Consider the following 15,449-nt stretch of genomic DNA (forward strand, 5'->3'; position numbering starts at 1 on the left):
ACAGGCCTCCCTCTCAAAGTTCGCCCTGCGCAAACGCCTCCAGCGTCCCGGCGTCTGCGGCAATGTCGAGGAACGAAAAGCGGTTGCGCATCTCGCGGCAATGCACGATGGCCTCGCGGTAGAGGTCGACGGGCACAGCCAGTTCGGTCGCCGTCGTGGCGCCGCCCGCAGCCGACAGCAGTCGCTTCATCTCGCCGACCGGGATTGCGAACCCGGCGAGCTCGCGCCGCAAGTCAGGCCACGTGTCGTCGAGCTTGCGGTTGAACGCGATGGCGCCGTCGCGATCGAAAGCCTTTTTCTTCAGCTCCGCCAGGCATTGCGATGCGACTTCATCGCCAAAGCGGCGGGCCATGCCGGCGGCGTCGATGGGGGTGGCGTGAACGGAAGGCGGCTGATTGCTGGCAAGCATGTGCTGCTGCAGGCGCGCCATGCTCAGCGACGCGATGCCGACTTGCTGGCCGTGCAGGCTGCCTGGATGCCGCGCTCCCGCGAAGCAATCGATGTAATGCGAGATCTGGTGTTCACCCATCGAACCATGGTGCGAGATGCCGGTGAACGAGATGCCCAGTCCGCACAGGGTTAGCACCCGATAGAGATAACCCATCGCCTCGATATCGCCCTTGGGCAGGTTCGAGGCGCGCTTGTTGAGCTCGATCTCGTCGACGGCCTGGATCGTGTAAGGCTCATGAAAATACGCCGTGCCCAACAGCCGGTGCGACATCCACCAGTCGCTTTGAGCGACCGAGCGGGCGAGGCAGTCGGCGAAACCGGAGGCGGCGAGATAGGCCGGCGCCGCGGCGGACACCTTGAGATCGACGAAAAAGCCGGCAGGTGTGTGCGAAGGCAGCGACACCTTCAAGCCGCTGTCGAGGGTGAGCGAGGCGGTGGAGGAGGTATATCCGTTCATCGAAGCGGCGGTTGCGAACACGCAATAGCGCCGCCCGTCGAGACCGGTGACGTACTTGCAGAGGTCGTTGACGGTACCTGAGCCGACGGCAACGACGGAATCGAATCCGCGCAGTCTCTCGGTCAGATTGCGAACCTCGGCCATGTCGGCGTGCGGACGGTCGAGAACAACAGCCTCGACGGGACCGATCTCGCGCAGTGCCCTTGCAATCCGCGCGCCCAACGCGTCGTAGGTCGCCTGATCGGCGACCAGAGCAAGGCTGTGCCCCAGCTTCAGGGACGCAACCAGCTCGGCCTCGCGGCCCTCGAGGCTGTCTTCAATCACGATGGAATCGTAGGGCACTTTCACGCGGGCGCCGGTCAGCGGATTGGTCCAGCGACCAGCCACTAAATCGTCGATCAGCGCGGTCCAGTTCGGCTTCGACATCGACAAAATCCCGCACAACGCTTCGGCGCCGCAGCACCGATCGTGACATTCGACAAAACTAATTGGCAATTAATCGAGCCAATTGACAATTGTCAACTCGATGTGCATTTTGTGTGACTGACGCCGAGGCCGGGATCGCCGATGACCAGGACGCTGCAACGCAAAGTGACGCCGCCGCGCATCAAGCGCCGGGCGTTGTCGATTCCTGCAGAGTTCGACAGTGATCCCGTCGTGTGGGCTGCCTGGCTTTACTACGAGGAGGGCATGACGCAGGAGGAGGTCGCTGATCAACTCGGCGTCTCGCGCGCGTCGGTGGTGAACTTCCTGCAGGAGGCCCGCGACCGAAACATCGTCACTATCGCGGTCTCGTCACGGCACTTGCAGACCATCGGTCTCGCACGCGAAGTGGCCGACGCTTACGGCTTGTCCAACTGCCTCGTCGTGCCTGATGATGGAGGCCGGCTGCCGGTGCACGAGCGGATCGGCATGGCCGCCGCGCGATTGCTGATCGAGCGGTTGCAGCCCGACGATGTGCTCGGCGTTTCCTGGGGCCGCACGGTGCAGGCCTTGTCGGCCGCGCTGCCCGAGATGAAGCTGCCGGGTGTGACCGTCACCCAGATCACCGGCTGCTCGATCGGGACGACGGAATTTTCGCCGGAACTGTGCACCTCCAACATCGCCAACAAGCTTGGCGCGCGATGCGTCAATCTGCACGCCCCCGGCATCGTCTCGACCGCGCAGATCAAGCGCCTGTTCATGCAGGAGCCGGCGTTGGTCGAGACCTTCAAGATCATCCACTCGAGCAACAAGGTGCTGTTCGGCGTCGGCAGTGTGGATGACGCGGGTACCGCGATGCGCAGCGGATACATGACGCCCGAGAAGATCGAGCCATACCTCGCGCGCGGTGCGGTCGGTGTGGTGAGCGGACGTTTCATCGACCGGGACGGCAAGCCGATCCTCGGAGCGCTCGACAATCAGATGATCGGCCTCACGCTCGACGAGATTGCCAAGGTGCCGGAACGAATCTGCATTGCCGGCGGCACCGACAAGATCGACGCGGTCTACGCGGCGCTCAACAACAACTACGCGACGATTTTGGTGACCGACGTGGCAACGGCGAGAACGCTGGTGCCGCGTGCGGCTCGATCTCACCGAGCCGGAGTATCACGCCGGCCCTGATCCAACACAGCGAACCGGGCCGCAGAGCCCGGCGCCGAGAAAAAAGCGATGCGCGAGGAAACGTCAATGGTTTCGCAGCAGGTGCCAAGTCTGGCCGTCGACGTGCCGGTGTCCGGCACGGAGCGTCGCCGGGTTTGGCCGCGATTTCTGACCTCGGAACATCCGTTCCCCTGGCTGGCGCCGATCACCGCGTTGATCCTGGCGTTCGGGGTCTATCCGCTGCTCTATGCGCTGTGGCTGACGTTCTTCAAGCGCAACCCGGTCACCCGCCTGAACGTCTTCAACCCGACCTGGAACTGGGGAAAGCTGTTCGCCGATGAACGGGTATGGGGCGCGATCGGTCACACCTATCTGTACACGATCAGCGCCCTGCTGATCGAACTGGGCCTTGGCCTTGCCATCGCATTGCTGCTCGACAGCGACCGCAGGGGGTATGGGCTGCTGCGCGCGCTGATGACGCTGCCGCTGGTGGTGCCGCCTGCCGTCACCGGCATGATGTTCCTCCTGATGCTGGACGGATCGTTCGGCGTATTGAGCACGGGCCTCGTTTCGCTGGGGCTGTGGTCGCCGCAACATCCGATTCTCGCCTCCAGTGGTTCTGCACTGGCCGGCGTCCTGCTGGCCGATATCTGGCAGTGGACGCCGTTCATGGTGTTGATCATGCTCGCCGGGCTGCGCGCCTTGCCGAAGGAACCGTTCGAGGCTGCCGCCATCGACGGAGCGACGGCGAGTCAGGCCTTCTTCCGCCTGACCTTGCCGATGCTCTCCAGGATCATCGCGTTGGCCGTCCTGATCCGCGGCGTCGACCTGTTCCGGATCTACGACTACGTGAAGGTGATGACGGACAGCGGGCCCGGCACCTCGACCGAGACGCTGACGTCGTACGCCGGCACCATCTATTTCAAGAACGCCGACTTTCCCTACGCCTCGACGATCTCGCTGTTCACGCTGCTGCTGGTGATCGTCACCTCAAGCATCTTCATCAAGCTGTTCAAGGTGCGGTTCTGATGCAGGAAACATTCCTCCAGAAGCGTTTGCGCGATGTGGCCGCCGTGCTCGTGGTCGGCATGTTCATGTTTCCGCTGTTCTGGTGGGCGCTGACGTCGTTCAAGCCCACCTCGGCGATCTTCAACAAGGACGAGATCGTCTGGTTCAATTTCAAGCCGACGCTGGTCAACTACGCCGTCACGATGCTCGGCAAATCACGGGCCGAACTGGCCATCGATTCCGGCAACACGTTCGGGGTCGGGGGTGCGAGTTCGTATGACAGTCGCCAAACCATCATCGACTCGCTGATCATCGCGGTGGGAGCCACCGCGCTGACGCTGCTGCTGGCGGTCATTGCGGCGTACGCATTGTCGCGGATGCGCTTTCGCTGGCGGCACGCCTATCTGAACTGGATCCTGTCGCAGCGCTTCATGCCGCCGATCGCAATCATCGTGCCGGTCGTCTTCATGTTCCACTATCTGTCGCTGCTCGACACCCGGCTTGGCCTGATCATCGTGGATACGCTGATCAACTTGCCGATCGCCGTGCTGCTGATGAAGTCATTCTACGATGACGTTCCCGTCGACGTCGATGAGGCCGCCATGATCGATGGCGCCACGCGATTGCAGATCTTCTGGCGCGTCGTCCTGCCGATGGTCAAAGGCGGCGTCGCAGCCACCGCCGTCCTCTGTTTCATCTTCTCGTGGACGGAATTCCTGATGTCGCTGTTCCTGACCAATTCGATACGAACATTGCCGGTCAGGATCACGACCTTCGTCACCTCGACAGGCTCGGAATGGGGATTCATCGCGGCTCTCGGCACGACAGCCGTGATCCCGAGCTTCATCTTCATCTTGCTCGTCCAGAAGCAGCTTGTCCGCGGCCTGACCCTCGGGTCTCTCAAGGAGTAGGCGCGCGGACCGAGACCAGAAAGTCAACAAAACATCGGGAGGAGTGCAATGAGTTTCAAGAAATTCGACCAGCAGACGTTCATTGTCGACACCGCGAACGCCTATACCAACGGGCAAATCTCGAAACGCGAATTTCTGCGCAAGCTGGGACTGGCCGGTGTCGGATTCTCGGCCTTCAGCCTCGGCATGCTCGGTAACCCGCGCGGCCTGCGCAAGGGCAGTCTGCTCGGCACCCCGGCCTATGCCGACGGCCTGCCGGACAACCAGGCCAAATGGCTGAAGGAGGTCGGCAGCAAGTTCAAGGGCGCCAAGATCCGTTATTCGACGGAATCGACGCCGCCCTCGGTGATCCTCAACCAGATCAAGAAGGAGTTCACCGATCCGACCGGTATCGAGGTCGAGGTCGAGATCGTGCCGCTGGAGCAGGTGCTCGCCAAGGCGACGCAGGACGTGCAGGGCCAGCTCGGTTCCTACGACCTCTACTACCTCGATCAATCCTGGATCTCGATGTTCCAGCCCGATTGCATCGATCCGGTGGCCTACTACAAGGACAAGCCGGAACTGGCGATGCCCGATTTCGATTGGGACGATTTCTCCAAGCCGCTCGTCAAGAATGTCGCCCAGGTCGACGGACAATGGATGGGCATTCCCTTCGACATCCCGATCTTCACCCTGATGTACCGCAAGGACATCCTGGAGAAGCACAAGATCGCGGTGCCGACCACCTACGAAGACTACCTCGCCGCCGCCAGGCAAATCACCGAGGCCGAGAAGGGCAACGGCATCTTCGGAACCGGCCTGCAGGCCAAATCCGGGCACTATTCGCTGGAGTGCGACTGGAGCCAGGCGGTGTGGGGCCATGGCGGCTCGATCTTCAACAAGAACAAGAAATTCTCCGGTAACGACGAGCAGGGCATTGCCGGCCTGAAATGGTACCAGGACCTGTTGAAGGTCTCGCCGCCGAATTCGACAGCATCGACCTGGGACGGCCAGTTCGAGATGATGCATTCGGGCCAGATCGCGCTGGCGCAGAGCTGGGATGAGTTTTTCCCGGGCCTGGATGCCGACGATTCCAAGGTCAAGGGTCTGTGGGAGCCTGCCAAGCCGCTGACCGCCAAGAAGCTGCGCCCGGCCTCCGAGGCCGGCTTCAACGAGCAGCCGAACCTCGGCCATCAGGGCGGCTCGTGCATCTCGCTGTCGAAATACTCCAAGAACAAGGAGGCCGCGTGGATCTTCATGCAGTGGGGTTGCTGCAAGGAGATCATGACACGCTGCACGCTGCTTGGCGGCTTCGCACCGATGCGCAACTCCTCATTTGCCGATCCGCGCGTCAAGGCCAAGGCCAAGGTCGGCGCGGGCACCACGCGGCATCTGGAGACTGTGAAGTGGGTGATCGACAATGCGATGGCGACCGAGCCGCACATGGCGTTGTGGGCGGGTCTGTCGACCAACGAGATTCCAACCGAACTCGGCAAGCTGCTGACGGGCCAGGCCTATGGTGGCGATCCCAAGAAGTGCATGGACGCGCTCGCGAAGCAGATCGACGCCCAGGTTAAGGATGCCGGTCTGCTCTAGAGCGCTTTCGAGCGATGCGGACACCCGGTTGGTGTGAAGAAGACGCGTCAAAACAACGATCCAGAGCTCCGGTTCTGATTCAATCAGAACCGGAATGCTCTGGGTCCCGCGGAGCTAGACTTTGCGGAGGCGGCCGTGGTCGCCTCCGCGTCAATTGAATTGAGATGGCATGTCCAGAGATCTGGTGATCGGCATCGACAGTTCGACCTCGGCGACAAAGGCAATCGCCTGGGATCGCAGCGGACGTGCCGTGGCCGAAGGGCGCAAGGCGATCGGCCTTGCCAATCCGCAGCCGGGATATTTCGAACAGAACCCGGACGAGTGGTGGGATTCGACCGCGGCTGCCTTGCGCAGCATCACCGACCAGGTCGGTGCCGAACGGATTGCTGCAGTTGCGATTTCCAATCAACGCGAAACCTTCAGTGCGTTCACCGAGGAGGGGACCGCAATCAGGCCCGGCATGACCTGGCTCGACGAACGGGCGCGGCCGCAGGTTGTGCGCTTCGGCAAATCGTTCGGAGCCGAGCGCGTTCATGCCATTTCCGGCAAGCCCCTTGATGTACTGCCCTGCCTCTACCGCATCATCTGGATGGCGGAGCACGAGCCGGAGATCTTCGCGCGCGCCGCGCGCTTTGCCGAAGTCCACGGCTATCTGACGCATTGCCTGACTGGTCGATGGCGGACATCGACGGCCTCGGCCGATCCGACCGGGCTGCTCGATATGACGCGCAACGTCTGGTCCGCGGAGATCCTCGATGCCGCCGGCATTGCTATCGAGAAGCTGCCGGCGCTGATGCCGCCGGGCGCGCGGATGGGGGAGGTCACGCATGCGGCCGCGGCATTCACCGGCCTGTCGGCTGGAACGCCGGTCGTTGCCGGCGGTGGCGACGGCCAGTGCGCCAGCACCGGCGCCGGCGTCACGTCTCCGGGCAGCGCCTACATCAATCTCGGGACGGCGGTGGTCTCGGGAAGCTACGGTCGCAACTATGCCTATGATCGCGCCTTCCGCACCGAGAAGGCGGTGTGCGACGACGGCTACATCTACGAGCAGTGCATCCGCACCGGCACGTTCCTGGTCGACTGGATGGCGCGCGAGATGTTCGGGATCGATGCGACGGCGCAACTGAGTGTCTTCAAGGCGCTCGAAGCCGAAGCAGCGAGCTGTCCAATCGGCGCGGGCGGCGTCGTGGTGCTGCCTTACTGGCTCGGTTGCATGACCCCCTATTGGGATCCCTATGCGCGCGGCGTGATCGCCGGATTGTCGGGCTCGACCCGGCGCGGTGCGATCTATCGTGCCTTGCTCGAAGGCATCGCGCTGGAGGTTGCCGCTCAGGCCGAGAAGATCGCGTCGGCGACCGGCGGCGAGATCGGACAGTTCTCGGCGATTGGCGGCGGTTCGGACAGCGATCTCTGGCTGCAGATTTTGGCCGATGCCGCGGGCCGCCCCGTTGCGCGCTCGACCGCGCGCGAAGCCTCATCGCTCGGCTCGGCGATCGCCGCGGCCAAGGGCGCCGGCTGGTACGGCACCATCGCCGAGGCCGCCGCGGCGATGACGAGGCCGCCGGCACGGACATTCCGGCCTGAACCGGAGAATGTGGCACGCTACGCCGAATTGCGCACCATCCATGCCGACCTCTGGCCGCGGCTGCTTGACTGGAACGCCCGGCTTGCGTCGTTTGCGGAGGGCACACCGTCGTGAAGCCCATCGCAAGCTTTCCTGCGGAGACCGCTCGCCGCATCGTCTGCATCCTGACCGACATTGACGATACGCTGACCACCGACGGCCAGCTCCCTGCGGCTTCCTATGCCGCGCTGGAAAAGCTCCAGGGCGCCGGCCTCGCCGTCGTTCCCGTCACCGGCCGGCCGGCCGGCTGGTGCGACATGATTGCGCGGTTCTGGCCGGTCGACGGCGTGATCGGCGAAAACGGCGCGTTCTATTTCCGACACGATCCGGTGGCGCGGAAGATGGTTCGCAAATTTATCGCAAGCGAGCCCGAGCGCGCCGCCAATCGGCGCAGGTTGCTGGCGCTCGGCGAGCGAATTCTTTCCGAAGTGCCCGGCGCTGCGATCTCGGCCGATCAGCTCTACCGTGAGGCGGACCTTGCGATCGATGTCTGCGAGGACGTGCCGCCACTGCCGCGCGCCGCGGTCGACAGGATCGTCGGGCTGTTCGAAAGCGCGGGCGGGATCGCCAAGGTCTCCTCGATCCACGTCAACGGATGGTTCGGCAGCTACGACAAGCTGGCCATGACCCGGATCTTTCTGCGCGAAAGGCTGGGGCTCGATCTCGACGCGGCGAGGGACCGCATCGTGTTCTGCGGCGACAGTCCGAACGATGCGCCAATGTTCGGCTTCTTCCCCTACGCCTGCGGCGTTGCGAACGTACGGGATTTCGAAGGAGAGATGCCCGCAACGCCGGCCTTCATCGCCAGCAAGCGCGGCGGCGAGGGGTTTGTCGAAATCGTGGAACAGATCTTGTCGGCGAGGATGGGCGCGTAGGGAGAAGAACCAGCCATGGCATCGGTCACCATCAGCAATGTGCGCAAGTCCTACGGCAAGTTCGAGGTGCTGCACGGCATCGATCTCTCGATAGCCAACGGCGAATTCGTCGTGCTTCTGGGACCTTCCGGTTGCGGGAAGTCGACATTGCTGCGGATGGTCGCCGGGCTCGAGCCGATTACATCGGGCCAGATCAGCATCGGCAACGTCCTGGTCAACGATCTGCATCCCAAGGATCGCGACATCGCGATGGTGTTCCAGAACTACGCGCTCTATGCCCATCTGAGCGTGTTCGACAACATGGCGTTTTCGATGCAGCTCAAGAAGGTTCCGAAGGCCGAAATCAGGCGCAAGGTGGAGTGGGCCGCTTCGATCCTCAACTTGACGCCCTATCTCGACCGCCAGCCGAAGCAGCTGTCCGGCGGCCAACGTCAGCGCGTCGCGATGGGTCGCGCCATCGTGCGCGATCCAGCTGTATTCCTGTTCGATGAGCCGCTGTCGAATCTCGACGCGAAGCTGCGCGTGCAGATGCGAACCGAGATCAAGGAACTGCATCACAAGCTTGCCACCACCACCATCTATGTGACCCATGACCAGATCGAGGCCATGACGATGGCCGATACGATCGTGGTGTTGCGCGACGGCGATATCGAGCAGATCGGCAAGCCGTTGGAGATCTATGACCATCCCGCAAATCTGTTCGTCGCCGAGTTCATCGGATCGCCGGCGATGAATGTCCTGACCGGCGAGGTCGCCGCCGAGGCGGGACGCCCGGTGCTGCGCGCCAACGGCGTGACGCTACCCTTGCCCTCGGATGCAAATGTCAGTGCCGGTCAGATCGTCAAATACGGCATCCGGCCCGAGCATCTGCGGCCAGGCGCTGGCAGTGCAGGCTTTCCTGCCAAGGTCTCCGTCGTCGAGCCGACGGGCCCTGAAATTCACATCTATGCCGAGGTCGGCGCGCAGGAAGTCTGCTCCATCACGCAGGAGCGCATTGAATTGTCGCCGGGCGACGAGATCAGTTTGGTGCCCGCCCTCGACAGGGTTCGCCTTTTCGAACCCGAGACGGGCAAGGTCATCAACGGCCCGGCCGAGGTCAGGCCGCGCCCGCTGATGCGCGCCTAGATCGGGCGATCGGACTCCAATCTGTCCAGACAAGAAGACGGAGGAAAAGATGGTGGACTACGTCATCGTCGGCGCGGGATCGGCCGGATGCGTGTTGGCAAACCGTTTGTCGGCAGATCCGAAGACTGACGTCGTGCTGCTCGAGGCCGGCGGCAAGGACACCAATCCCTTCATCCACATGCCGGCGGGCTATCTCGCCCTGATGAAGTCCGGGAGTGTCGACTGGCATTACCATACGGATCCGCAGCCGCACCTGGACAACCGCGTGCTGTTTTGGCCGCGCGGGAAGGTGCTAGGGGGATCGAGCTCCATCAACGGGATGGTCTATATCCGGGGCCATGCCTCCGACTACGACTTGTGGGCTCAGCTCGGCAATCGCGGCTGGTCCTACAGCGATTGCCTGCCATACTTCATTCGGTCGGAAGGGCGGCAGGCCGGCGCCGACGATTATCACGGCGGCGACGGTCCGTTGCGGACGAGCCGGCTGCCGGAAATAACCCATCCGCTGACCAAGGCGTGGTTTGAAGCGGGCAAGCAAGCGGGTTTCCGCGCGACGGATGATTTCAACGGCGCCGAACTCGAGGGCTTCGGCCCGGTCGACAGCACGATCGCCGACAATCAACGCGCCAGTGCGGCCCGCTGCTACCTGCATCCGGTTCTCAACCGCCCCAATCTCAAGGTGATCACAAAAGCGCTCGGCTCACGCGTGCTCGTAGAGGGCGGGCGCGCCGTTGGCGTCGAGTACATCAGGAATGGTCAGGTACACACCTTAAGGGCCGAACGTGAGGTAATCCTGGCGGGGGGCGCGATCAACTCGCCGCAACTGCTCCAATTGTCGGGAATCGGCGATGGCGACCATCTGCGGTCGCTCGGCATAAAGGTCGTCCACGAGCTCAAGGGGGTCGGGCAGAACCTGCAGGATCATATTGCCTGCGGCGTGAAGCAGCGGTGCACCCAGCCGATCTCGTTTCTCAAGCACACCAAGCCATTGGGAGCCACCAAGGCCTTCATCCAGTACGTGCTGACCAAAACGGGCCCCGCGACGTCGCACGGCCTGGAAGCGATGGCGTTCCTCAAATCGAAACCCGATCTCATCGCGCCCGACCTGCAGTTTTTCTTCGTTCTGCTGATGTACAGCGATCATGGCCGCAAGATCACGAATGAGCACGGCTTCATGGCTTACTTCAACATCGCGCGCCCAGAGAGCCGCGGCAGCATCATGATCAAATCGGCCGATCCGTTGCAGCATCCCTCGATTCAGCCGAATTATCTGGAAGCGCCGGAGGATGTACGCAACATGCGCGACGGCATCCGGATCGGCCGGGAGATCATCGCCCAGAAGGCGTTCGATCCCTATCGCGGACAAGAATATGCGCCGGGTTCTGGCGCGGCGTCGGACGCGGACATCGACCGCTACGTCCGGCAAACCTCCGAAACCATCTATCACCCGGTCGGCACATGCAAAATGGGGTCGGATCCGCTGGCCGTTGTCGACGATCGTCTTCGTGTTCGCGGCGTTGAAGGACTGCGGGTCATCGATGCGTCCGTCATGCCGCGATTGGTCTCGGGAAACACCAACGCGCCAACGATCATGATTGCGGAGAAGGGGGCTGACTTCATCCTTGACCGCCAGGCTCTCGCAGCAAGTCCCGTGGAAACGGACAGTCGGCACGTCAGCGTGTAACCGACAACCGTGTGACGGAAGTTGCCGTCAGGCCCGGTTAGATTGGCGATCGCTTGTGGCGTCCGCGTCAGGTGTGCTTGTCCAGGCGGCGCTTGAGCAGGGTCAGGTGTTGCAGCAGGTCCGATTGCGCGACGGGCGAGAGCTCCCCGATCAAGGCGATCACCCATTCCTCATGCCGCCGCGCCATCCGGCCGAATTCCCTTGCGCCCTCCTGCGACAGACGCAAGCGGAAGGTACGGCGATCTTCGGAATCGACCTCGCGATGGATCAAGCCGTCGGCTTCCAGCTTCTGCACCAGCGCGGTGATGGCGCCGTTCGAAACCATCAAGAGCTGCGAAACCTCAGACATGGTCGCACCTCCAGGTTTGCGCTCGAGCTGCGCCAAAAGGTCGAAGCGGGCCAGCGTGGTGTTGAACTCCTTGCGCAGCCGGGCATTCAGGGTTTTTTCGATCCGGGTCGCGCAGGAGAGCAGCCGTAGCCAGATGCGCAGCTCGAGATGCGCGCCGTCGGACTCGTGTGCCGGCCCGACCGGCTGCAGCGGTGGCGGGCGCGCACTCTTCGGGGATCTGACCTTCCGTTTGGTCGTGGCATCCATTGCTGCGTCTCACCGAACCTAGATGGAAAGGGACCCGATGCTGGCTCCGCCACAGACGTAAAGCGTCTGCCCGGTGATGAAGTCTGCATCCGGCGAACTAAAGAAACTGACCGCGCGCGCAACATCGGTGGACTTGCCGAGGCGGCCGAGAGGAATCGACCGCGCCAGCGCTTTCGCGCGTTCGGATTCCGGCGACATCACGCTCTCGAACATTTCAGTGTCCGCGATTGGGCCCGGTGCCACGACATTGACCGTAATCCCGAACGGCGCGAGCTCCAGCGCCCATGTCCGCGCCATGCCGATGATACCGGCCTTGGTGGCCGAATAGACCGTGCGGGTGGCAGCCCCAAGCGCGGCGCGGGACGACAGCAGCACGATGCGGCCGAAGCGCGCCTGCTTCATGCTCGGCAGTGCTGCCTGCGCCAGCGCAATTCCGGCGCCGAAATGCAGCTGCGCCAAGGCGCCGACGTCCTCGTCCTCGACCTCTTCCAGCAGCTTGGCGCGGATCGCGCCCGCATTGTGAACGACATGGGTGATCGCAACCTTCGCGGCGATGTCAGCGGCCACCTGGCGTGTCGCCACCCCATCGAGCAGATCGACCTCGTATGAGGCGAGCCTCGGATGGCTCCAGTCGGGCTTTCGCCGCGACAGCGAGATCACGTCGTAGCCGTCGGCGAGGAGGCCTCGCGCGATCGCGGCGCCGATGCCGGTATTGCCACCGCTTACGATTGCCGTGTAGTTGGCCACGCTCATCGTTCCCTACATGAAGAGCTGGATGTTGCCGAAGGCAGCATCGCAATTGATCAGGTCGACCCGCTTGAGCTTGATCTTCAGCCGGCCGTTCTCGACGCTCAGACGATGCGTGGCCCAGGCCGCATAGAGCGTCTGCTCGTCATGGCGGGTCTCGACATAGTGCATCGGGGTCCAGGTGACGTAGCTGTTGGCAGCGACATCACGTGAATCGACCTGCGGGGTCTGCAGCACGTGATGGCAGCGGCTCTTGGGCTTCTGGCTGAAGGTCCGCGCGCCCTTGAGCCGCTCGACCCGGATCGACAGCAGCAGCTTGTCCTCGTACATCAGCGAGCAGGTCAGCCGCGGATCGGTCTGATTCCATTCCAGCGGCATCCAGTAGAAGGCGTCATCGGCGTACAGATCGAGCCACTCGTCAAAGCGCTGCTGATCGATCAACCGGGCCTCGCGGACCACGAAGTCGATCAACTCCTGATCGGTGGGAGCGGCACTCATGAGAGGGACCTCGGCTACCATGCTCATGTCACATCCCCATCGTCATGAACTTGGTCCAGGCCCGGAACTGGTGGCGCATCGGCCATTCGCTGGTCCCGTTGATCGCCACATTGGTCTGTCCGGCTTCGTCGGGGCTGTAGAGACGCTGCAGATTGACCCACTCATTGCCGTTCGAATGCAGGCCTTCCTGCGCGCGTTCATACATTTCGAGGTCGTCGTGGCCGACGATGGAGGTCGGTGCATTGATGAGACGGTTGTACATCAGCGTGCGCTCGAGCAGCATGTCGGGCGCGTCGACCAGCTGGAACGTCCAGGACTCGACCAGCGTCTTGTTGGCCGCGATCGGCTTGAATTGCCGTAACAGCTGGATCGGCCCCTTGATCATGATGTTGGGGAAATAAACCGTGTTGTGCCGGTTCTCGCCCAGGATCGCCTTGGCGCGGTCCTCGCCATAGGTCGCCGTCATCTTCTCGAAATACCCAGGTACTGCCGAATAGTCCGAATGGATCGAATGGTGCACGCCGGTGTGACCGTGGCCATTGTCCCAGATTCGGATGCCCATGTTCTCGAAGAACTCATATGGGCTCATGAACGGGGCGATGATCTCGACCGCCATCGGCTTTTTCGTGCCGGGAGGGGCTTTTTTCCAGACTTCGACCACGGTTCCGGCGGAGGACTCGTGCGCCACCATGGGATGGCAGGTGTCGGTCTGGTTCTCGACCAGCATCTTCCAATTGCAATTGTGCATGTAGCGCAGCACACCGCCGGCGACCTTGAGCTGACCGGCCGGCGAGCGGTCGATCATGTTGTCGAAGCTCGACAGGCTGTCGCCGAAGAACGCCTCGAAGTCGAGCCCGCCGTCATTGATCTTGGCAAACACGAAGCCACGGTAGTTGCGGACGTGGCGCACCGGCGTCATGCCGCGCGCGGCCTCGCTCTGTTCGAAGCCGGTGTCCTCGTAACCCTTCTTCAGGGGGATCGCGAGCAGCGAGCCGTCGGTCTTGAAGCTCCAGGCATGGTAGGGGCAGCGGAAGAACTTTCCGGTATTGCCGCAGGTCTCGGACGTGATGCGCGTGCCCTTGTGGGGACAACGATTGTGCAGCACCCGGACCGTGCCGTCGGTGTGACGGACCAGCAGGACCGGCTGGGTGCCGATCGTGGTTCCGTAATAGTCGCCCGGATTGGGCACCTGGCTGTCGTGGCCGACATAGACCCAGCTGTTCGGGAACATGTGCTCCATCTCGAGCTGGAACACCTCCTCGCTGACATAGACATCGCGGTGAACCTCCTGGTCACGGACCAGGGCACGGATCGCCGCGGAGTTGCCGGCGTATCGGGGCATGCGTTCCTCCATCACAGATCGAGCACGAGTCGCTTGGTCTTGGCGCGCGAAATACAGATCTGCATCACCTTGTTCGACGCCTTCTCGGCGTCGCTCAGGATGTAATCGCGATGGTCGGGGACGCCCTCGACCACCGCGGTCTGGCAGATTCCGCAATCGCCGCGCTTGCAGTCATGCAATGGGTCTTCACCGGCCTCGAGCAGCACATCCAGGATGGTCTTGCCTGCGGGAATCTCGTAGACGCGACCGCTGCTTTTCAGCTCGACCTCAAAACTGCTGTTGCCGGACTTTTCCTCGGGCGCGGCAAATATTTCGAAATGCAGCCGGCCCGGCGGCCAATCCAGCTGTTTCGCCAGCGCGATCGCTGCTTCGATCATCGGCAGAGGGCCGCAGAGGTAGAGCGGTACATCGGGTGCGAGCCGGGTCATCAGGCCTTCGAGATCGAAGAACCGGCCGGCTTCGTCGTCGGCGTGGATGATTGCGTTGGCGGAGGCGAGGCGCTGAATTTCGTCGGAGAACGCAAGCTCGCTGCGGCTGCGGCCGGCGTAATAGAACGAGAATGGCCGTTGCGTCGCGCTCAGCTCGCAGGCCATGGTGAGCAGTGGCGTGACGCCGATGCCGCCTGCGACAAGGACCACTTCGCCGGCGCCGGAGGCGAGAGCAAAATTGTTTGCCGGAGGCGAGATCGTCAGCCGATCACCGGCCTTGAGACCATGCATCTGCAGCGAGCCGCCGTGGCTCTTGCTTTCCTGCAGGACGGCAATGCGGTAGCTGGTCGGATGCTCGGCCGCGCGCGGCGAATTGGTCTCGATCAGTGAATAGGAGCGCCGGCCGACATCGGGCAGATGGACGTCGATATGGGCGCCGGCGGCCCAGCCCGGCATCGGCGCGCCATTGGCGCGCGCAAGCACGAACTCGCGGATGCGCGGCGTGAGCGCTTCGGTCTTCGACACCACCACTTCGAATTGGTCCAT

Annotated in this window: 14 protein-coding genes; 8 read left to right on the forward strand and 6 right to left on the reverse strand. The window is 62.8% G+C overall.

Annotated elements, in window-relative coordinates; all coding sequences use genetic code 11:
* Positions 1-13: 13 nt before the first annotated feature.
* The gene (locus tag V5279_RS17345; protein ID WP_338699338.1) at positions 14-1,333 is read right to left on the reverse strand and encodes an iron-containing alcohol dehydrogenase; all 1,320 of its coding nucleotides are present in this window, start codon (positions 1,331-1,333) and stop codon (positions 14-16) included.
* Positions 1,334-1,474: 141 nt separating this feature from the next.
* On the opposite strand from V5279_RS17345, the gene V5279_RS17350 reads away from it, so the two are divergent.
* The 8 genes from V5279_RS17350 (at position 1,475) to V5279_RS17385 (ending at position 11,293) form a co-directional block, all read left to right on the forward strand.
* Entirely contained in the window at positions 1,475-2,512 is a 1,038-nt protein-coding gene (locus V5279_RS17350; RefSeq protein ID WP_338699340.1) for a sugar-binding transcriptional regulator, read from the forward strand.
* A 66-nt stretch (positions 2,513-2,578) separates the two neighbouring features.
* Positions 2,579-3,520 (forward strand): carbohydrate ABC transporter permease, encoded by a 942-nt coding sequence (locus V5279_RS17355; RefSeq protein WP_084518305.1) that lies wholly within the window; start codon positions 2,579-2,581, stop codon positions 3,518-3,520.
* Positions 3,520-4,410 carry a carbohydrate ABC transporter permease gene (locus V5279_RS17360; RefSeq protein WP_338699345.1) on the forward strand — a complete coding sequence of 297 codons (891 nt, stop codon included), beginning with the start codon at positions 3,520-3,522 and terminating at the stop codon, positions 4,408-4,410. The genes V5279_RS17355 and V5279_RS17360 overlap by 1 nt, the downstream gene beginning before the upstream one ends.
* Before the next feature lie 48 nt (positions 4,411-4,458).
* Positions 4,459-5,985: an ABC transporter substrate-binding protein gene (locus V5279_RS17365; protein ID WP_338699347.1), complete on the forward strand. Its 1,527-nt coding sequence runs from the start codon at positions 4,459-4,461 to the stop codon at positions 5,983-5,985.
* 169 nt (positions 5,986-6,154) lie between these two features.
* Positions 6,155-7,684: an FGGY-family carbohydrate kinase gene (locus tag V5279_RS17370; RefSeq protein ID WP_338699349.1), complete on the forward strand. Its 1,530-nt coding sequence runs from the start codon at positions 6,155-6,157 to the stop codon at positions 7,682-7,684.
* Positions 7,681-8,484: an HAD hydrolase family protein gene (locus V5279_RS17375; protein WP_338699351.1), complete on the forward strand. Its 804-nt coding sequence runs from the start codon at positions 7,681-7,683 to the stop codon at positions 8,482-8,484. The genes V5279_RS17370 and V5279_RS17375 overlap by 4 nt, the downstream gene beginning before the upstream one ends.
* A gap of 15 nt (positions 8,485-8,499) precedes the next feature.
* Entirely contained in the window at positions 8,500-9,609 is a 1,110-nt protein-coding gene (locus tag V5279_RS17380; protein ID WP_338699353.1) for a sn-glycerol-3-phosphate ABC transporter ATP-binding protein UgpC, read from the forward strand.
* 49 nt (positions 9,610-9,658) lie between these two features.
* Positions 9,659-11,293, forward strand: coding sequence for a choline dehydrogenase (locus V5279_RS17385; RefSeq protein ID WP_338699355.1), 1,635 nt, complete (start codon positions 9,659-9,661; stop codon positions 11,291-11,293).
* Positions 11,294-11,360: 67 nt separating this feature from the next.
* On the opposite strand, the gene V5279_RS17390 is transcribed toward V5279_RS17385, so the two are convergent.
* The 5 genes from V5279_RS17390 to V5279_RS17410 are packed head-to-tail and all read right to left on the reverse strand — an operon-like array spanning position 11,361 to position 15,449.
* On the reverse strand, positions 11,361-11,888 hold the full coding sequence (locus V5279_RS17390; RefSeq protein WP_338699357.1) for a MarR family winged helix-turn-helix transcriptional regulator: 528 nt from the start codon (positions 11,886-11,888) through the stop codon (positions 11,361-11,363).
* Between the two features lie 18 nt (positions 11,889-11,906).
* Complete coding sequence (locus tag V5279_RS17395; RefSeq protein WP_414645726.1) at positions 11,907-12,635, reverse strand: SDR family NAD(P)-dependent oxidoreductase; 729 nt, start codon at positions 12,633-12,635, stop codon at positions 11,907-11,909.
* 12 nt (positions 12,636-12,647) lie between these two features.
* Positions 12,648-13,133 (reverse strand): aromatic-ring-hydroxylating dioxygenase subunit beta, encoded by a 486-nt coding sequence (locus V5279_RS17400; protein WP_338699361.1) that lies wholly within the window; start codon positions 13,131-13,133, stop codon positions 12,648-12,650.
* A gap of 28 nt (positions 13,134-13,161) precedes the next feature.
* On the reverse strand, positions 13,162-14,475 hold the full coding sequence (locus V5279_RS17405; RefSeq protein ID WP_338699363.1) for an aromatic ring-hydroxylating dioxygenase subunit alpha: 1,314 nt from the start codon (positions 14,473-14,475) through the stop codon (positions 13,162-13,164).
* Positions 14,476-14,486: 11 nt separating this feature from the next.
* Entirely contained in the window at positions 14,487-15,449 is a 963-nt protein-coding gene (locus tag V5279_RS17410; protein WP_338699365.1) for a PDR/VanB family oxidoreductase, read from the reverse strand.

This window comes from Bradyrhizobium sp. 26S5, assembly GCF_036923295.1.
GTDB classification, from domain to species: Bacteria; Pseudomonadota; Alphaproteobacteria; order Rhizobiales; family Xanthobacteraceae; genus Bradyrhizobium; species Bradyrhizobium septentrionale.